We start from the raw sequence: 18,412 nt of genomic DNA, 5'->3' as shown, positions 1-18,412 counted from the left end.
TGTGGTGAGCATGACCGACACGGCGATCCGCAAGGGACTGGCCGGGGTGGTGGTCGACACCACCGAGATCTCCATGGTCGACGAGGCCTCGAACTCGCTGACCTACCGGGGTTACCCGGTGCAGGACCTGGCCGCCTCGTGCACGTTCGAGGAGGTCGCGTACCTGCTCTGGTACGGGGAGCTGCCCACGTCGGGCCAGCTGCGCGAGTTCACCGCCCGCGAGCGGGCCAACCGCGCCCTGGACCGGCACACCCTGGACCTGCTGCGCCGTCTCCCCGAGACCGCGCACCCCATGGACGTGCTGCGCACCGCCATCAGCTACCTGGGCGCGGACGACCCCACCGAGGACGACAACTCGGTCGAGGCCAACCGGGTCAAGGCCGAGGCCATGCTGGCCAGACTGCCCACGGTGGTCGCCGCCGACCACCGGCGCCGTCAGGGTCTGGACCCGATCCAGCCGGACCCGGGCCTGGACTACGCCGAGAACTTCTTCCACATGTGCTTCGGGGAGGTGCCGGAGACCGAGGTGGTGCGCTGCTTCGAGGTGTCGATGATCCTCTACGCCGAGCACAGCTTCAACGCCTCCACGTTCACCGCCCGGGTCGTGACCTCAACTCTCTCGGACATCTACAGCTCCGTGACGGCCGCGATCGGCGCCCTGAAGGGTTCCCTGCACGGGGGCGCGAACGAGGCCGTCATGCACATGCTCCAGGAGATCGGTTCGGCCGACCGCGCCTCCGACTGGCTGGACACCGCCCTGGCCGAGAAGCGCAAGATCATGGGGTTCGGGCACCGCGTGTACAAGCACGGGGACTCCCGGGTGCCGACCATGCGCGAGGCGCTGGACCGGATGGCCGCGCTCAAGGGCGCCGACGAGCTCATGGAGCTGTACGAGGCCCTGGAGACGGCGATGGTGGAGCGCAAGGGCATCCACCCGAACCTGGACTACCCGGCGGGCCCCGCCTATCACCTGATGGGGTTCGAGGTCCCGACCTTCACGCCGCTGTTCGTGATGGCCCGGATCACCGGGTGGACCGCGCACATCCTGGAGCAGCAGGAGGCGAACGCGCTCATCCGTCCGCTGAGCAGCTACACGGGTCGCGAGCGCCGTTCGGTGCCGCTGCCCGCCCAGCGGCTGGCGGGCTGACCACCCGCCGCGCCACCGACTGACCCGGCCCGGTCTCCCTCGGGGCCGGGTCAGCGGCGTGCGGCCGGCACCCGTCCGGGTGCGGTCGGCCTCGGGCGCTCGTGGGGCGGGCCCCGGATCGCCACGTGTGGGGAGATTGCGCCCATGGAGACGCCCCGTCCTGGGTAGTGTCCGGAGGAGCCGAGGAGAAGACGGCCCGAGTTGTCTGGAGCGTGCCCGATGAGCGCAGAGCGTGGGGAACACGGGAGCACCGAGGAGGCCAGGGAGGCGTCCGCACGTCTTTGGTCGCTGGCCAGCCCGGTCACCCCGATGGCGATCCGGGCGGTGGCCACGCTGCGGGTCGCCGACCACCTGGCCGAGGGGCCGCGCACGGCGGCCGAACTCGGCGCCGCGGTCGGGGCGGACCCGGACGGCCTGTCGCGGGTGCTGCGGTACCTGGTCAAGGAGGATCTGTTCACCCTGGAGGGGGACCGGTTCGCGCTCACCGCCGTGGGGGCGTCCCTGCGGTCGGACCACCCGTACTCCCGGCTCGGCTGGTTCGCGGGGGACGGGGCGCACGGACGCGCCGACCTCTGCCTGTCCGAGCTGGCCGAGGCGCTGCGTACCGGCCGGAGCGCCTACTCCCTGCGTTTCGACGGCTCGAACTTCTGGGAGGACCTGTCCGCCGACCCGGAGCTCTCCCGTTCGTTCGACGAACTCATGAGCGCCCGGATGGTCAACCACTCCGGGACCCTCGCGGAGATGTACGAGTGGCAGGCGCTGGACCACATCGTGGACGTGGGCGGCGGGAACGGATCACTGCTGATCACACTGCTGGAACGCTTCCACCGGCCGCGCGGGACCGTGGTGGACCTGCCGGGTCCGGTGGCGGCGGCGCGAGTCAACCTCCGGAAGGCGGGTCTGGCCGACCGCGCCGACGCCGTCGAGGGCAGCTTCTTCGATCCGCTGCCGGTGACCGGGGACGCCCTGGTGCTCGGCTGGATCCTGCACGACTGGGACGACGCGTCGGCCGAGGCCATCCTGCGGCGGTGCGCGGAGGCGGCAGGTCCGGCCGGGACCGTGCTGGTGGCCGAGCACGCCGCCGAGGACGTGGTCAGCGAGCTGGACCTGCGGATGCTGGCCTTCTTCCAGGGCCGGGAGCGCGGCGCCGACGAGCTGGCGGCCCTGGCCGAGCGCGCGGGGCTGTCGGTCGCGGGGAGCCACCGGCACAGGGGGGTCGCTCTGATGGAGCTCACCCCCGGACACCCCATGTGATCTACATCACACGCAACTTCGTCACCACGGGTAACGTGATCGCCACGCGAATCCGCCCCACTGACCCCGTTGACGCGGACACCCCCGGCCTGGCTCCATGGTGCGCACCTCTTCACACCCGCTACTGAGGAGTTCCATGATCAACCGCAGGCTCTTCCTGGGCGGCGCCTCGATCGCCGTCGGGGCTCCCCTGCTCGGCGCGACCGGTTGCGCCACCAGGCCCCAGAACATCGCCCCCGTCTCGGACTCGTCCAACCTGGGAGCGCTCCCGGTGAGCGTCACCAACAACAGCGGTCGCTTCGGGGACGACGAGGTCCTCGTGTACGTGGTCGGCACCGACCTCGTCGACGACGTCCACTGCTGGGTCGACTCCGACGGCACGCCCCACCCCGTCAGCGTGGACGACAACACCGACGACGGCTACACGGACTACTCGATCCCCCTGGGCGCCCTCTCCGGCATGACGCTCCCCTACATGTCCGGCCGGATCTACTTCGCCATGGGAGGCAAGCTCGGTATCCGGATCGTCGAGGACGGAGACGGCAACCCCGCCCTCCAGCTCCCGGCGGGCTGGGTCGAGGACGACCACGGCTTCGACGTCCTGCACGACTCGGTGGAGTTCACCCACAACGAGGACGGCATGTTCTGCAACACCTCGATGGTGGACCAGTTCAGCGTGCCGATCGGCATCCGGCTGACCGGGAACGAGGACCAGAGCACCGGCTTCCTCCTGCCCGGCGGCCGCGACGCGATCTTCGAGACCCTCGCCGCCGACCCGGACTTCTCGTCCCTGGTCTACGACGGTCACCGGATCATCGCCCCCGGTCACGGGCTCGACGCGGGGATTTTCCCCACCGACTACTACGACCCGTACGTGGACCAGGTGTGGTCGCACTACGCGGGCACCGACCTGAGCGTCACCACCAACGCGGGGACCTTCACCGGCCGGGTCCAGGGCGACGAGCTGCTGTTCGACGGCGGGGTCTCGCCCATCCCCCGGCCCAGCACCCGTGACGTGCTCTTCTGCGACGGCGCCCTGGCCGCGCCCAACGACGGGATCACGGGCCCCGTGGCGGCGATCGTGGGGGCGGCGCTCAACCGCGCCACCCTGCTGGACCACGCCGCCCAGCCCACCAACGACCCGGCCGAGTTCTACCTGGCCGACATCGCCAACCGCTACGCCGGGACGTTCCACGAGCACACGGAGGACGGCAAGGCGTACGGTTTCGCCTTCGACGACGTCGAGGACTTCGCGTCCTACATCCAGGACCACGGCCCCTCGGGGCTGGAGATCACCCTGACGCCGTTCTAGGACGCCGCCGGGGCGGCACCACGGACGCGCGCCCCGGCCACCCCGGCCTGATGGGAGCCGGAGGTGGCCGGGGCGCGCACGCGTGTCAGGGGGTCGGGGCCGGGGCGTCCGGTACCGGAGGCTCCGCCCTCGGAGGGGCCGCCTCCGGTGCCGCGCCCGTCGCCCGCGACCGGTACCAGTTCCGGGCCGACCGGCTCTCGTTGAGCGCCAGGTACAGCAGGCCGACCGCGATGTCGAAGAGCCCGGTGACGTCCAGGACCAGCAGTAGCACAAGCCCCGGCAGCAGGTACGACGCCGCGACCACACGCACGCACCACCGCTGGGCCCGACCTCCCCGGCTCAGGGACGCCGCGACGTACGCCTTGACCAGGAGCATGACCGCAGTCGACAGCATGAGCGCGATCGAGGCGGACCGGCCCATCCCCGTCTCCTGGTGGATCTCCTCCTCCGTCATGACCGAGAACCCGATCAGGGAGAGGACGAGCCCCATCGTTCCGAAGACGACCATGATCCACAGGATGTTGCGCAGGGCTCTGAGCGCCAGGGGCATGCGGCTCGTACTCATGGGGGACTTCCTGGTGAGAGGGCGGCGGGCCTCGGACCGGGCCCGTCCTCGCCGGGTCTGGATCCTAGCGACCGGATCGGACGTTCCCCACTCGGGATCCACCACCAGGGACACCGCCCCGGCGCCGACCCGGTCAGTGGCCCCGGAGGGGGGCCGGGTTCTCGGTCTCCTCGTACCAGCGCTTGGCGGACTCGCCCTCGTTGAGGACGAGGACGACGACCATGAGCACGAGGCCGACGATGCCGCTCTCCCCGCTCAGCATGTTGATCAGCGCGGAGGCGACTCCGACCCCCACCACCACGCGCACCAGGGTCCGGGTGCGGTACCCGCCCCGGCCCAGGGTGGAGGCCACGTAGGCGTAGAAGGCGGTCGTCGCGGCGGCGACGAGCATCAGGAACCAGAAGGTCCCGGAGCTCACTCCGGTGGCGCTCTCCAGCTCCCCGGAGCTCACGGCGCTCACGCCCACCACGGCCAGCAGGAGGGCGAGGCCCGCGATGGCGGACATGATGAAGAGGATGACCTGGATGGCAGTGAGCGCGCCGGGTTTGGGGTTCATGGGGGATTCAGCTCCACGCTGGGGTGACGACTGCCCGGGACACCGCGTCCCGAAGCCTGACTCTCTGTGAGACGCCACCCGGCGGGCCGTGGTTCCTCCCCGTGTGACCGACGTCGGCCACTGTGTGCCCGACGTCGGACGGCCCGGGTGCCCGTTCCCTCGGGTCACCCGGGCCGCCTCCGGCCCCACTCAGTCCGAGACGGCCTCCGGGGCCGACCGGCCGGAGCGCTCGCGCACGGACTCCACGATCGCGGAGAAGTCCCGGGGCTCCCCGTCCAGACCCTCGACGAAGGTCCGGTAGACCTCCGCCGCGCGGGCGCCGATGAGCGCCTCCACCCCGGTCTGTTCCAGAGCGCTGGCCGCCAGACCCAGGTCCTTGGCCATCAGCGCGGCCGCGAAGCCCGGCCGGTAGTCGTTGTTGGCCGGGCTGGTGGGCACCGGTCCCGGGACCGGGCAGTAGGTCGTGAGCGACCAGCACTGCCCGGAGGCCGTGGACATCACGTCGTACAGCGCCTGGTGGGTCAGGCCCAGCCGCTCGCCCAGCACGAACGCCTCGCTCACGGCCAGCATCGAGGCGCCCAGCACCATGTTGTTGCAGATCTTCGCCGCCTGGCCGCCGCCGGGGCCGCCGCAGTGCACGGCCTTGGCGCCCATCACGTCCAGCAGCGGCCGCACCGTGTCGAGGTCGGACTCCTGCGCTCCGACCATGAAGGTGAGCGTCCCGCCCTCGGCGCCCGTCACGCCCCCGGAGACGGGGGCGTCCATGGCCCGGTGCCCGGCCTCGACGGCGGCGGCGTTGGCCGTTCGCGCGTCGGCCACGTCCACCGTGGAGCAGTCCAGGAAGAGCGTGCCGGGACGGGCGGCGGCCAGCAGGCCGCCCTCGGCGTCGGCGCCGCCCTGGTAGGCGGTGAGCAGGTGGCGGCCGCTCGGCAGCATCGTGATGACGACGTCGGCACCGGCCACCGCCTCGGCGGCGGACCCGGCGACCCGGACCCCGGCGCCCGAGGCGCGCTCCAGCGCCTCGGGGACCAGGTCGTACCCGGTGACGTCGTGCCCCGCCGTGACGAGGTTGGCTGCCATCGGCCCGCCCATGTTGCCGAGCCCCACGAAGGCGATCGCGGTCATCGGGCACCTCCGGTGCCATCGGTCACGGCGACCGGTTCGGCGAGGCCGACCGGTCCGTCCGGAGCGGGATCGAAGGCACGGTCGACGTCGGCGTCGTCCACCTCCGCGAGCGTGGCCGGGGACCACCGGGGGTTCCGGTCCTTGTCGATCACCTGCGCCCGGATGCCCTCCGCGAGATCGGGCCAGGCCAGCGCGGCCGTGGACACGCGGTACTCCTGTTCCAGAACCTCCTCCAGGGTGTCCAGGGCCCGGGCCCGGCGCAGCGCCGCCAGGGTGGTCTTCACGGCGGTCGGCGACTTGGCCACGATGGTCTCGGCCGCCTGAGCCGCCTCGGGGTCGCCGTGGTCGCGCAGCCGCGCCACGATCTCCTCTGCGGTGTCCGCGGAGTAGCAGGCGTCGATCCACCGGCGCCGGGCCTCCAGGGGCGCGGCCGGGACGATCTCGGCGAACCGGCCCACGGCCTCGGTGACCTCGGCCTCCGTACCCGCCCGCGTGAGCGCGGCGACGAGGTCGGGCAGCCGCTCGGAGGGCACGTAGTGGTCGGCCATGCCCGTGTACACGGCGTCCGCGGCGCCGATCGGCGTGCCGGTGAGCGCCAGGTGCGTGCCGGTCTCGCCGGGCGCCCGCGACAGCAGGAAGGTTCCGCCCACGTCCGGCACGAACCCGATGGTGGTCTCCGGCATGCCCACCTTGGAGCGCTCGGTGACCACACGGACGCCGCCGTGCGCGGACACACCCACGCCCCCGCCCATGACCACACCGTCCATGAGGGCCACGTAGGGCTTGGGACAGCGGGCGATCCGCGCGTTGAGGTGGTACTCGTCCCGCCAGAAGTCGGCGGCCTGCCGGTCACCGTTCACCGCGCTGGCCCGGATGGCGCGGATGTCGCCGCCCGCGCACAGGCCGCGCTCCCCGGCGCCGTCGAGCAGCACCACCGACACCCCCTCGTCCTTCTCCCAGGAGGTGAGGGCGTCCGCGAGCACCCGGACCATCGCGTGGTCCAGGGCGTTGATGGTGCGCGGCCGGTTGAGCGTGGCGCGGGCGAGCGTGCCCTCCACCCGCAGCAGCACCGTCGCGTCGTCCGGGGTCGGTTCCCCGGGGGTGGTCACGCCGGTCATCAGGCGGCCCCGGTGAGTCGTCGAGCGATGATGAGGCTCATGATCTCGTTGGTTCCTTCCAGGATTCGGTGCACCCGCAGGTCGCGCACGATCTTCTCAATGCCGTACTCCGTGAGGTAGCCGTACCCTCCGTGGAGCTGGAGGGCCTGGTCCGCGACGGTGTACCCGGCCTCGGTGGCGAACCGCTTGGCCATCGCGCACAGGTGCGCGGCCTCCGGGTCGCCCTCGTCCAGGGCGCTCGCGGCCCGCCACAGCAGGGAGCGGGCGGCCTCCAGGTCGGTGGCCATCTCCGCGAGCCGGAACTGGAGCGCCTGCGCGTTGATGAGCGGGGCGCCGAAGGCCTCCCGGCTCCCCAGGTAGGCGGTGCTCCCCTCCAGGGCGGCCAGAGCGCCCCCGAGCGAGCAGGCGGCGATGCCGAGGCGCCCGCCGTTGAGCCCGTTCATGGCGATGCGGAAGCCGTCGCCCTCGGCCCCCAGGAGACGGTCGGCGGGCAGCCGGACCCCGTCCATGAGGACCTGGCGGGTGGGCTGGGCGTTCCAGCCCATCTTGGCCTCGTTGGGGCCGAAGGACACCCCGGGGTCGTCGCGGTGTACGACGAACGCGGAGATCCCCGCGGCGCCGTCGCCTCCGGTGCGCGCCATCACCACGTACACCTCGGAGACGCCCGCCCCGGAGATGAACTGCTTGGAGCCGGTGAGGACGTGGGAGTCCCCCTCGCGGACGGCACGGGTGCTGAGCGCGGCGGCGTCGGAACCGGCGCCGGGCTCGGTGAGGCAGTAGCTGCCCAGGGTCTCCATGGAGCACAGCCCCGGGAGCCAGCGGGCGCGCTGTTCGTCGTCGCCGTAGCGGTCGACCATCCAGGCGACCATGTTGTGGATGGACAGGTACCCGGCCAGGGACGGGCAGCCGGTGGCCAGGGCCTCGAAGACGAGGGCGCCGTCGAGCCTGGTCAGGCCGGTGCCACCGGTGTCCTCTGAGACGTAGAGGCCGCCCATGCCGAGTTCGGCGGCCTTGCGGAGCACGTCCACCGGGAAGTGCTTGGTCTGGTCCCAGCCGACGGCGAAGGGTGCGAGGTGTTCGTCGGCGAACCCGCGCGCGGTCTCGGCCAGCGCGCGCTGTTCGTCGGTGATCGCGGAGGTCATCGGACGACCGGGATCGTGAACTCCGCGCCCTCCTTGACCCCGGAGGGCCAGCGCGAGGTGACGGTCTTGGTACGGGTGTAGAAGCGGACGGAGTCGGGTCCGTGCTGGTTGAGGTCACCGAAGCCGGAGCGCTTCCAGCCGCCGAACGTGTGGTAGGCGACCGGGACCGGGATGGGCACGTTCACGCCGACCATGCCGGTGTTGACGCGCTGCGAGAAGTCGCGGGCGGTGTCGCCGTCCCGGGTGAAGATGGAGACGCCGTTGCCGTACTCGTGCTCGCTGGGCAGCCGCAGGGCCTCCTCGTAGTCGGCCGCGCGCACCACGGTCAGCACGGGACCGAAGATCTCCTCCTTGTAGACGCGCATGTCGGAGGTGACGCGGTCGAACAGGGAGGCGCCGGTGAAGAAGCCGTCCTCGTGGCCCTTGACCTTGAGTCCGCGGCCGTCGACCACCAGTTCGGCGCCCTCCTCCACCCCCAGCCCCACGTAGGCGTCCACGCGGTCCAGGGCGTCCCTGGACACCAGGGGCCCGAAGTCGGCCTCGGGGTCGTCCGAGGCGCCCACGGTGAGCCCGGCGATGCGCTCGGTGAGCTTGGCGACGAGGGCGTCGGCGGTCTCCTCGCCCACGGGGACGGCCACGGAGATGGCCATGCAGCGCTCACCGGCGGACCCGTACCCCGCGCCGATCAGGGCGTCGGCGACCTGGTCGAGGTCGGCGTCGGGCATGACGATCATGTGGTTCTTGGCCCCGCCGAAGCACTGGGCGCGTTTGCCGTGCGCGGTGGCCGTGGAGTACACGTACTCGGCGATCGGGGTGGAGCCGACGAAGCCCACGGCGGCCACACGGGGGTCGGTGAGCAGGGTGTCCACCGTCTCCTTGTCGCCGTTGACCACGTTGAGCACGCCCGGCGGCAGGCCCGCCTCCAGGAAGAGTTCGGCCAGGCGGAGCGGGACCGAGGGGTCGCGCTCCGAGGGCTTGAGGATGAAGGCGTTCCCGCAGGCCAGGGCGGGCGCGGCCTTCCAGAGCGGGATCATCGCCGGGAAGTTGAACGGGGTGATGCCCGCGACCACGCCCAGGGGCTGGCGCAGGGAGTGGACGTCGATCCCGGACCCGGCGTTGTCGGTGAACTCGCCCTTGATCAGGTGCGGGATGCCCGCCGCGAACTCCACCACCTCCAGTCCGCGCTGGAGGTCGCCGTGCGCGTCGGCGACGGTCTTGCCGTGCTCGGCGGACAGGGCCCGGGCGAGGGACTCGCGTTCGGGTTCGACCAGCTGGAGGAATTTGAGCAGGACCCGCGCCCTGCGCTGGGGGCTCCAGGAACCCCATTCGACCTGCGCCCGCTCGGCGTCGGCGATGACCGCCTCGGTCTCCGCCCGGTCCGCAAGGGGGACCCTCGCCTGGACCTGGCCGGTGCTGGGGTCGTACACGTCGCCGAAGCGGCCGCTCCGCCCCGGGACGTTGGTGCCATGCACGAAATGCGTCAGCTCGCTGACCATGCGTGTTCGCTCCATCCTCGTGGACCACACGAATCTCCGGCCGCGAGCGGTGGCCTGACTTCCGGGTGTTCTGCCCGGTCACAGTGGCGGGACCGCGCTGGATTCGCACCAGCTTCCCCGCTCCGCGGCTCCCTCACCATATAGTTGGACGTCCTACTAAATCCAGCCCCCTCGCGCTCCCGATCCCCCGCGCATCCCCCGGATGTGGCAGGGGAGCGGCGGGTTAGCGTGGGGCCGTGTGCCGGTGCCCCGCTCGGGAACCGCCCGATACACCGGCGTGCGGAAGGCCGGTCCCCCATGTCCGACTCCACGACCCGGGCGTCGGCGGCACCGCTCGGCGGTCGCTTCTGGGCCTTCTGGTCCGCGTCCCTGGCCTCGAACCTGAGCGACGGCGTGGCGATGATCGCCGTGCCCTGGCTGGCCTCCTCCCTGGCCCCCGACAGCGCGGCCCTGGTGGCCGCCGTCGCCACCGCCGGGCGGCTGCCCTGGCTCCTCCTGGCGCTCCCCGCGGGCGTGCTCGTGGACCGCCTGCCCCGGTTCACCCTGATGGTCTCCGCCAACACGCTGCGACTGCTGCTGTGGGCGCTGCTGGCCCTCGTGGTGTTCTCCGGCTCGGCCTCGGTCCCCCTGCTCGCGGCCTTCGCGTTCTGCTTCGGCGCCCTGGAGGTCTGTTACGACACCGCCGCCGAGACCACCGTGACCGCGCTCGTGCCCCGGGAGTCGTTGGAGCGCGCCAACGGGCACGTCCGCTCCGGGGCGATCGTGGCGCAGGAGTTCGCCGGGCGCCCGCTGGGGGGATTCGTGCTGACCCTGGGCCTGTTCGTGCCGTTCCTGTTCAACATCGTCGCGCTGCTGGTGTCGGTGGTCGCGCTCCTGAGGGTCCGCGCGACCTCCCCCGCACCCGTCGGCGCCGGACTCGCGGAGGGCCCCGCTCCCAGAGCACCGAGCGGACCGCGCGGGGTGTGGGCGGACGTGGCCGAGGGCGTGCGGGCCCTGTGGGACCAGCCGCTGCTGCGCGCGGTGGCGGTCATCGCGGTGTTCGTGAACACCGCCTACGCGACCCTGCTCTCCACCCAGGTGCTGTTCGTCCGGGACACGCTGGGGCTGGGACCGGCCGGGTTCGGCCTACTCATGGCCTTCGCCGCGATCGGCGGGGTGCTCGGCGGGCAGGTGGTCTCCTGGCTGCGCTCCGTCCTTCCGCACGGGACGCTGCCGACGCTCTGCCTGGCCGGGAGCGGGCTGCTCTACTCGTTGGTGGCGCTCCTCCCCCTCACCCCGGTGGTGGCCGGGGTGTACTTCCTCAGCGGCGGCCTCGTCCTGGGCTACGCGGTGGCGATGACGTCGATCCGTCAGCGCGTCACCCCGGACCACCTGCTCGGGAGGGTGAACGCCGCCATGCGCACGGTCAGCTGGGGCATGAGCGCCGTGGGCATGGCGGCGGGCGGTGTCCTGGTGGCCGCCCTGACCCCCACCCTGGGCCAGACTGACGCGCTCCGTGCCCCCTACGCACTGGTGGGCGCGGTCAGCCTGGCGGTGGTGGCGTGCTTCGGCCGACGGCTCGTCGGTCTGGTGCGTGAGCACGACGTCTGAGCCACGGCCGGCCCCCCGCGCGGCCCGGTCCGGGTCCGGGTGTGCGGGCCGGGGGCGGGTGCCGGGAACGGCCGTGTCAGGGCGTGCGGATCGGGGCAGGAGGGTCGCGCCCCGATCCGGTCACTCCCCGGACATCCCCAGGGTGCGGAGCATCCCGTGGGCCTCGTCCACGCGGGCGGGGTAGGCCTCCGGGCTGTCCGCGAGCCGCATCGCCGTGAGATCGCAGGCCATCGCCGTGTGGGCGGCCAGGACGGCGACGTCCTCCACCGTCCCGGCCTCCGTCAGGGCCACGGCCAGCCGGAGCGCCCTCTGCTGCCTGGTGAGCAGGTAGCGGGACCTGAGGTCGATGCTCTCCCGGAGGAGCCGCACCAGCACGACCGAGTGCGCGGGTGACAGGGCGGCGTGGGGTCGCGTGGCCGCAGCGGCCTCACGGAGCAGGGCGAGCGCGGCCCCGAGATCGGTCCCCGGCTTCCGGTCCACGCGTTCGCGCACGTAGGCGCACATGCGGTCCACCTCGGCGCTGTCGTCGGCGAACAGCACCTGTTGTTTGTCGCCGAAGTACCGGAAGAAGGTGGTGCGGCCGACCTCGGCGCGTTCCGCGATGGCCGCGACCGTGACGTTGTCGAATCCGTGTTCGGCGAAGAGTTGGAAGGCTGCTGACACGATCGTGGCCCTCGCCTTACGACGTTTGCGAGCGTGGAGCGTGTCCGGGGGGTGGTGCATGAGGCGACCCTATCGAGTGGGAACTCGGTTCTCGATGGTACGCGGGACCGGCCATTGGGACGGTGGTCCCGAAACGGACCGAGAGACCGAAGGAGCGGGATGTCTTCCGGGCTGGATGACGGGACGTGACCGGCGTCCCGGGGTTTGGGCAAACCTCGGAGCGAACACCGGTTGGCCCGGGAGTTTATTGCAAAGTGATCTGGTACCGACAACCGCCTTCCACTCGCCGCAGAACCCTTGCCCGGAAAGGGTTCCCTCCACACAGAACTTATCCCTCCAACAGGGCCACCATTTCCCCGAGGTGCGAATTCGCCACCCACGGTAAATCGTTCGGGTTCCTAACTATTCACTACCCGAGGCGTCCGCAACCCCGCCTTTGACGCTTCCGCCACCCCGCCCGCCGGGTCGGCCCCGCGCCTTCCGGCCACGACCGCCCCCCTGTGCCAGAGTGGAGACCTGACTCACACCTTGGAGTTCGTCATGGCATATCTCCTGGTCATCGGCACACGCAAGGGGTTGTTCACGGCCCGGAGCGAGGATCGGCGCGCATGGGAGGTGACCGGCCCGCACCGGCTGGACGAGGCCAACGACGCGGGGATGAGCCCCGTCTACACGGTCGGGATCAACCCGCGCACCAAGCGGCTGCTCGCCGGGACGGAGAGCTGGCACTTCGGTCCGAGCGTCTGGCACAGCGACGACCTCGGCGCCACGTGGACCGAGCCGCCGTCTCCGCCCATCGCCTTCCCCGAGGACACCGACGGTTCGCTGACCCGCGCCTGGCAGTTCGCCTTCGGCGCCGACCCGGACACGGTGTTCGCCGGGGTGGAGCCGCACGCCCTGTTCAGGTCCTCGGACGGGGGCGACAGCTTCGAGCTGGTCCGCGCGCTGTGGGACCACCCGCACCGGGTCAACTGGATGCCCGGCGCCGGTGGCGCCGCCATCCACACGGTCCTGCCCGGCACGCTCGGCGCGGGCCGTCAGTCGCCCGAGGCGATCACCGTGGCCATGTCCACGGGGGGTGTCTACCAGAGCGAGGACGACGGGGCCAGTTGGACGCCGACCAACCGGGGTATCTCCGCTGGTTTCCTCCCCGATGAGGAGCCCGAGTACGGCCAGTGCGTGCACAAGGTCGCCGCCGCCCCGGACGGGTCGTTCTACGCGCAGAACCACCACGGGGTCTACCGCAGCGCCAACCCGGCCGTGGACGGGTGGAGCCGGATCGAGGAGGGGCTGCCCACCGACTTCGGCTTCGCGATGGTCGCCCACCCGCACGACCCGGACACGGCGCTGAACTTCCCCGTGATCAGTCAGGAGGTCCACCTGCCGGCCGGGTACCGGCTGGGGGCCTACCGCACCGACGACGGCGGAGCGACGTGGCGGGCGGTCAACGAGGGCCTGCCCGAGGAGCCGTACTTCGGGATCGTCCTGCGCGACGCCGCCTGCACGGACGGAGCACGGGTACCCGGCTTCTACTTCGGCACCCGTTCCGGGGACGTCTACGCGACCACCGACGACGATGACCGCTGGAACCTCGTCACCGCCCACCTGCCCGACGTCCTGTGCGTTCGGGCCACGGAGGTGTGAGATGCGGGTGACCGTGCACCTGACCAGCGTGCTGCGGGTCGACGCCGAGGGCGCCACCCACGTGCCGCTGGAGGTCGAGGACGGCACCGAGCTGCGCGGCGTGCTGGACGCGCTGGCCGCGCGCCACCCCGGCCTGGACCGTCGGATCAGGGACGAGCAGGGCGCTCTGCGCCGGTACGTGAACGTGTTCGTGGACCAGGACGAGTGCCGTTCGGTGGGCGGCCTGGAGGCACCGGTCCACGACGGCTCGGACGTCCGGCTGCTGCCCTCGGTGGCCGGGGGCTGAAGACCGGGACCGCCCCGGAGCGGCGCTCCGCGCCTCAGCCCCTCGAAACCTCGCCGGGGGTTCCGGGCCGCCCTGCCGGGTCCTGTCCGCTGACGACCCGCTCGGGTTCGGTGAGCGACGACGTGACCGCCTCCGGGATCCGGCGCATCGGCATGGGGCGCAGGTAGGTGAGGCTGCGCCAGATCCACTCCAGCGGCCCCAGCCTGAAACGGCCCAGCCACCAGCGGGCGAACAGGGCCATCACCACGAAGTAGGCGGCGGCGATCCCGTACTGCGCCAGGAGCGGGATCTCGCCCTCGAACGGCTTCATGCTCAGCAGGAACACGGCGGTGCTGCCCAGGTACACGGTGAGCGTCATCCGGCCCAACGGCGCCAGCGTGCCCAGCGCGCGGGCACCGGTCCGGTCCCGCCTCACCAGCCACCACACAAGTCCCAGGAAGAACAGGGCGCCGCCCAGGCCACCGAGGCTCGCGCCGAAGGAGACCATCATGTCCGACCCCGGGGAGGCCACCGGGACGCCGTCGGGACCCATCACCGGGATGCCGTCGGAATCGAACTCCATGGGGAAGAACAGGTCGGCGCCGTAGAGGGCCACCAGGCCGAGCACCTGTCCCACCAGTCCCGTCCACATCATGCGTGCCGGGAGCCGGGTGGGCTCGTCGGCGCGCTCGGGGTCGAGTTCGGGCCTGCGGGCCAGCCACACGCCCACACAGAAGAACCCGAGAGTCTGCGGGATGAGGGTGACCAGGATGTCCAGCTGGCTGCCCGGGAACAGCGTGCCCAGGCCGAACTCGGCGAAGGGGGCCGTGGCGAACAGGGCCACCGCGAACCACAGGGGCCGGTTCCCCCGCCCGGCCAGCAGGAACGGCATCAGCGGGGCGAGCACCAGCGCGGTGAGCGCGTAGTGGGTGAGGATGTCGCCGTGGAACACCAGCAGGTGCGGCACCCCGAAGAGCACCCCCAGGACCACGTAGCGGCGGAGCATGACGGCCATCGGCCGTCCTCCGCGCCGGGTCGCGGAACGCCAGGCGAGAACGGCCCCCACCCCCAGCAGCACCATGAGCAGGGCGCGGGCCTTCCCCGACATCAGCAGGCCCAGCGCCCCGTCCACGATCGACGCGAGCGTGCTCTGCTCGACCTCCCCGAGGCGCTCGGCCGCGAAGACGACGGTGGGCGCGTTCATCGCCACCACGCCGATCATCGCGAGAGCGCGGGCGATGTCCAGCAGGGCGACCCGTCGCGCGGGTCCGCCGTCGGGTGCACCTCCAGGCGGTGCGGTGGCCGGGGCCCCGGCCGGGGTCGATGCAGTGGTCACTGGTCCTCCCTCGTGGTTGGGACCAGCGTCCCCCGGCGGCCCCTCGCCGCACATCGACCGATCAGTCGAACCCCAGGGGCGCGGAGTCAGCCTTTCGGCCCATCCCCGCCCCCACCACCCGCCGCGCGTCGGCCATTCGACCGATGCACGGCCGCCGGACCACGGCCTAGCCTGGTCACCATGCTCCACACCATGGCTCTGAACAGGCTCTCCGCCACCGCTGACGGCCGGTCGCGCCTGTACCCCCTCCTGGTGGCGTTCGCCCTGACGGCGGGGACGATCCTGCTGTGGGTCGTGGATCTGCGGACGGCGTCGGCCATCCCCACGCATCCGGACTGGATGGGACCGCCGACCTCCGCGATGGACTTCGCGGGCTGCGTCTCCGGCGCTCTCTGCGTGCTGCTGGTCGCCCTGGTCGCGCGGCCCTCGGCCGGTCCACTCGCGACCCTGGCGGCCGGGATCGTCGCGCCGGTGGCCGTGATGTTCGTGTCGGTGCTGCTGTGGCCCCTGCCCAAGGGCATCTTCGGCTTCCCGGTCACCATGTCCGAGGCCGTGGGGATGCTGGCGATCCTCGCCCTGGCCGCGTATCGGTGCCGCGGCTGGCAGATCACCGTGGTGATGGTCCTGACCTTCGTCGCCGTCTACTCCGACCACCTGCGGGAACCCTTCGACCTCGAACCGACCGCCGCGCTGCTGGCGGTCGTCGCCGGCCTGGCTCCCGGTCTGTACCTGCGCTGGCGGCGGGCCGAGCGCACCGCCGACGTGGAGCGCGTCCGCGCGACCGAGCGGCTCGCCATCGCGCGCGACCTGCACGACGTGGTGGCACACGAGGTCACCGGGATCGTGGTGCAGACACAGGCCCTGAGGCACATCGCCGAGCGCGACCCCGAGGCGGTGCGCGCGGCCCTGCCGGAGATCGAGGCGGCGGGCACCCGGGCCCTGGAGTCCATGCGGGGGATGGTCACCCGCCTGCGGGAGCCGGGGGAGGCCCCGCTCGCGCCCGGCCCGGCCGAGGGGTTGGACGCGCTCGCCGCCCCGGCCGCGCCCGGCCGCCCCGAGGTGGCCGTGCACGTGTCAGGACCGGTCCCGGACCTGCCGCCGGAGGTGGGCACGGCGGTACTGCGGATCGCCCAGGAGTCGGTGACCAACGCGCTGCGGTACGCGCGGGGCGCCACCCGGGTGAGCGTGGTGGTCTCGGTCCTGGACGGCGAGGTGGAGGTGCGCGTCCAGGACGACGGCCGGGGCTCCGGGCTTCCGGTGGGCGGCGGGCACGGGCTGGTGGGCATGGGCGAGCGCGCCCGGCTCCTCGGCGGAGAGCTGTCCGCGGGACCCGACGGCGTGGGGCAGGGTTGGACCGTGCGGGGAACCATCCCCGCGCGGCGCGGAGGGGACGGTCAGGGTTGACGATTCGGGTGCTGCTCGCTGACGACCAGCAGATGGTGCGGACGGGGTTCCGCTACATGCTCGACGCCGAGGACGGGATCACGGTGGTCGGGGAGGCGGGAGACGGGATCGAAGCGGTCCGGCTCGCCGAGCGGCTGCGCCCGGACGTGGTCCTCATGGACATCCGGATGCCGGGGATCGACGGGCTGGAGGCCACCCGCCGGTTGGCCGGCCCGGGGGTGGCCGACCCGCTCCGGGTGGTCGTGGTGACCACCTTCGACCTCGACGAGTACGTGCACGCGGCGCTGACGGGCGGCGCGGTCGGGTTCCTGCTCAAGGACGCGGGACCGGCGCTGCTGATCGAGGCGGTGCGTGCCGCCGCCCGTGGCGACGCGATGGTCTCCCCGCAGATCACCGTGCGTCTGCTCCAGCACTTCTCGACGGCCCGGGCACCCCGGCAGGGCCTCGCCGAGAGCGGGCTGACCGCCCGCGAACTGGAGATCGTGCGCACGGTCGCACGCGGGCTCACCAACACCGAGGTGGCGGCGGAGCTGCACGTCACCGTGAGCACGGTCAAGACGCACCTGGCCCGGGTGCAGGAGAAGCTCGGGGCGCGCAACCGGGTGGAGGTCGCCGCCTGGGCGTACCGCGGCGGCCTCATGGACTGACCCCGGCCCGCTTGACGAAAAAGTGAGCGGGTTCTGACCCGTGAGGTCCGTGTCGTCCCCGTGCGCACACCAGCACCAACCGTGATGATCGGTGAGGAAATGGGCACCTGCGACACGACTGCGAGGAACGACCTATGGCCACCATGCGTGCGGCCCGGCTGAACATCACCGACCGAACCCTCACGGTCACCGACGTCCCCCGGCCCACCCCCGGCCCAGGCCAGGTCCTCGTCCGAGTCCGGGCGGCCGGTGTGTGCCTGTCCGACGCCCATCTCGTCGGCGGCGGTCTGACCCCGCTCCACCTCAAGGGGGACACCGTCACCCTGGGGCACGAGGTCGCCGGGGAGGTCGAGGAACTGGGCCCGGAGGTGTTCGATGTCCGGGTCGGCGACCGGGTGGCGCTCCAGGCCGGTGAGCCCGACCGGCACGGCCAGGTGCTCACGAGGGGTGTGGACTACGACGGCGGGTGGGCCGAGTACGCGCTGGCCAGTGAGTCCACGGTAGTGCCCATCCCGGACGAGCTGCCCTTCGAGCAGGCCGCGATCATCCCCGACGCCGTCTCCACACCCTGGGCCGCCGTGACCGCCACCGGTGACGTGCGCCCGGCCGAGGCCGTGGCCGTGTGGGGCGTGGGCGGCCTGGGCGCGCACGCCGTGCAGCTCCTGCGGATGGTGGGGGCCGCCCCGATCATCGCCGCCGACCCCGACGAGCACGCCCGTGCGCGCGCCCTGGACTACGGGGCGGACGTGGCACTGGACTCCACGGCGCCGGAGTTCCTCACCCGGATCGGCCAGCTCACCCACGGACGCGGCCTGGACGTCGCCTTCGACTTCGCCGGGGTCCCGAGCGTGCGCGAACAGGCCGTCCAGGTCCTCGGCGAGCACGGCCGCCTGGTGCTGGTCGGGCTGACCGACAAGCCCCTGGAGGTCCGCGACGGCACCCGGTTCAGCTACCTGCGCCAGCAGGTCCTCGGCCACTACGGGTCGGAACCGGAGCACGTGGTGCAGCTCGTGGACCTGGTCCGGGCGGGCCGCCTGGAGTTCAGCCGCTCCGTCAGCGGGAGGTTCACCCTGGAGGAGGCGCCCCAGGCGGTCGACCGGCTGGAGAAGCGGGTCGGCGCACCGGTGCGCCTGGTCCTGGAACCCTGA

Annotated in this window: 17 protein-coding genes and 1 riboswitch; of the genes, 9 read left to right on the top strand and 8 right to left on the bottom strand. The window is 72.3% G+C overall.

All coding sequences use genetic code 11. From position 1 onward, the window contains the following. The first annotated feature begins 10 nt into the window (after positions 1–10). From BDW27_RS13920 to BDW27_RS13910, 3 genes are all read left to right on the top strand, one after another. The gene (locus tag BDW27_RS13920) at positions 11–1,147 is read left to right on the top strand and encodes a bifunctional 2-methylcitrate synthase/citrate synthase (protein ID WP_110049583.1); all 1,137 of its coding nucleotides are present in this window, start codon (positions 11–13) and stop codon (positions 1,145–1,147) included. Positions 1,148–1,366: 219 nt separating this feature from the next. Then, entirely contained in the window at positions 1,367–2,401 is a 1,035-nt protein-coding gene (locus BDW27_RS13915; protein WP_110049582.1) for a methyltransferase, read from the top strand. Between the two features lie 136 nt (positions 2,402–2,537). Further along, the gene (locus BDW27_RS13910; protein WP_017542804.1) at positions 2,538–3,713 is read left to right on the top strand and encodes a beta-1,3-glucanase family protein; all 1,176 of its coding nucleotides are present in this window, start codon (positions 2,538–2,540) and stop codon (positions 3,711–3,713) included. Positions 3,714–3,798: 85 nt separating this feature from the next. On the opposite strand, the gene BDW27_RS13905 is transcribed toward BDW27_RS13910, so the two are convergent. The 6 genes from BDW27_RS13905 to BDW27_RS13880 form a co-directional block, all read right to left on the bottom strand. Then, positions 3,799–4,278: a hypothetical protein gene (locus BDW27_RS13905; protein WP_146223262.1), complete on the bottom strand. Its 480-nt coding sequence runs from the start codon at positions 4,276–4,278 to the stop codon at positions 3,799–3,801. 133 nt (positions 4,279–4,411) lie between these two features. After that, on the bottom strand, positions 4,412–4,834 hold the full coding sequence (locus BDW27_RS13900) for a hypothetical protein (RefSeq protein WP_110049580.1): 423 nt from the start codon (positions 4,832–4,834) through the stop codon (positions 4,412–4,414). A gap of 189 nt (positions 4,835–5,023) precedes the next feature. Beyond that, positions 5,024–5,959, bottom strand: coding sequence for a 3-hydroxyisobutyrate dehydrogenase (gene mmsB / locus BDW27_RS13895; RefSeq protein WP_110049579.1), 936 nt, complete (start codon positions 5,957–5,959; stop codon positions 5,024–5,026). Beyond that, on the bottom strand, positions 5,956–7,077 hold the full coding sequence (locus tag BDW27_RS13890; RefSeq protein WP_110049578.1) for an enoyl-CoA hydratase/isomerase family protein: 1,122 nt from the start codon (positions 7,075–7,077) through the stop codon (positions 5,956–5,958). Before BDW27_RS13890 ends, mmsB begins: the two co-directional genes overlap by 4 nt. After that, positions 7,077–8,219 carry an acyl-CoA dehydrogenase family protein gene (locus BDW27_RS13885; RefSeq protein WP_110049577.1) on the bottom strand — a complete coding sequence of 381 codons (1,143 nt, stop codon included), beginning with the start codon at positions 8,217–8,219 and terminating at the stop codon, positions 7,077–7,079. The genes BDW27_RS13890 and BDW27_RS13885 overlap by 1 nt, the downstream gene beginning before the upstream one ends. Next, on the bottom strand, positions 8,216–9,715 hold the full coding sequence (locus BDW27_RS13880; RefSeq protein WP_110049576.1) for a CoA-acylating methylmalonate-semialdehyde dehydrogenase: 1,500 nt from the start codon (positions 9,713–9,715) through the stop codon (positions 8,216–8,218). Before BDW27_RS13880 ends, BDW27_RS13885 begins: the two co-directional genes overlap by 4 nt. A 27-nt stretch (positions 9,716–9,742) precedes the next feature. Next, a riboswitch (cobalamin riboswitch) is annotated at positions 9,743–9,863 on the bottom strand. Positions 9,864–10,012: 149 nt separating this feature from the next. Between BDW27_RS13880 and BDW27_RS13875 the strand changes: the two genes are divergently transcribed. Beyond that, entirely contained in the window at positions 10,013–11,305 is a 1,293-nt protein-coding gene (locus BDW27_RS13875) for an MFS transporter (protein ID WP_110049575.1), read from the top strand. Positions 11,306–11,425: 120 nt separating this feature from the next. On the opposite strand, the gene BDW27_RS13870 is transcribed toward BDW27_RS13875, so the two are convergent. Then, positions 11,426–12,028, bottom strand: a complete 603-nt coding sequence (locus BDW27_RS13870; RefSeq protein ID WP_017542796.1) for a TetR/AcrR family transcriptional regulator — start codon at positions 12,026–12,028, stop codon at positions 11,426–11,428. A gap of 480 nt (positions 12,029–12,508) precedes the next feature. Here BDW27_RS13870 and BDW27_RS13865 point away from each other — a divergent pair, with 480 nt between their 5' ends. Together BDW27_RS13865 and BDW27_RS13860 are read left to right on the top strand one after the other, a co-directional pair. After that, the gene (locus BDW27_RS13865) at positions 12,509–13,612 is read left to right on the top strand and encodes a glycosyl hydrolase (RefSeq protein WP_110049795.1); all 1,104 of its coding nucleotides are present in this window, start codon (positions 12,509–12,511) and stop codon (positions 13,610–13,612) included. Between the two features lies 1 nt (position 13,613). Further along, the gene (locus BDW27_RS13860) at positions 13,614–13,898 is read left to right on the top strand and encodes a MoaD/ThiS family protein (RefSeq protein ID WP_017542794.1); all 285 of its coding nucleotides are present in this window, start codon (positions 13,614–13,616) and stop codon (positions 13,896–13,898) included. A gap of 34 nt (positions 13,899–13,932) precedes the next feature. On the opposite strand, the gene BDW27_RS13855 is transcribed toward BDW27_RS13860, so the two are convergent. Continuing rightward, a complete protein-coding gene (locus BDW27_RS13855) occupies positions 13,933–15,213 on the bottom strand; it encodes a DUF418 domain-containing protein (RefSeq protein WP_233515756.1) in 1,281 nt (426 codons plus the stop codon). A gap of 180 nt (positions 15,214–15,393) precedes the next feature. Here BDW27_RS13855 and BDW27_RS13850 point away from each other — a divergent pair, with 180 nt between their 5' ends. The 3 genes from BDW27_RS13850 (at position 15,394) to BDW27_RS13840 (ending at position 18,412) form a co-directional block, all read left to right on the top strand. Beyond that, on the top strand, positions 15,394–16,617 hold the full coding sequence (locus BDW27_RS13850) for a sensor histidine kinase (protein WP_110049573.1): 1,224 nt from the start codon (positions 15,394–15,396) through the stop codon (positions 16,615–16,617). Further along, positions 16,614–17,264 (top strand): response regulator transcription factor, encoded by a 651-nt coding sequence (locus BDW27_RS13845; protein WP_026128936.1) that lies wholly within the window; start codon positions 16,614–16,616, stop codon positions 17,262–17,264. The genes BDW27_RS13850 and BDW27_RS13845 overlap by 4 nt, the downstream gene beginning before the upstream one ends. 134 nt (positions 17,265–17,398) lie before the next feature. After that, entirely contained in the window at positions 17,399–18,412 is a 1,014-nt protein-coding gene (locus BDW27_RS13840) for a zinc-binding dehydrogenase (protein ID WP_110049572.1), read from the top strand.

Origin of the sequence: Nocardiopsis sp. L17-MgMaSL7, assembly GCF_003182025.1 — a bacterium.
Taxonomy (GTDB): domain Bacteria; phylum Actinomycetota; class Actinomycetes; order Streptosporangiales; family Streptosporangiaceae; genus Nocardiopsis; species Nocardiopsis prasina.
This window is presented reverse-complemented; position numbering and strand designations above follow the sequence as displayed.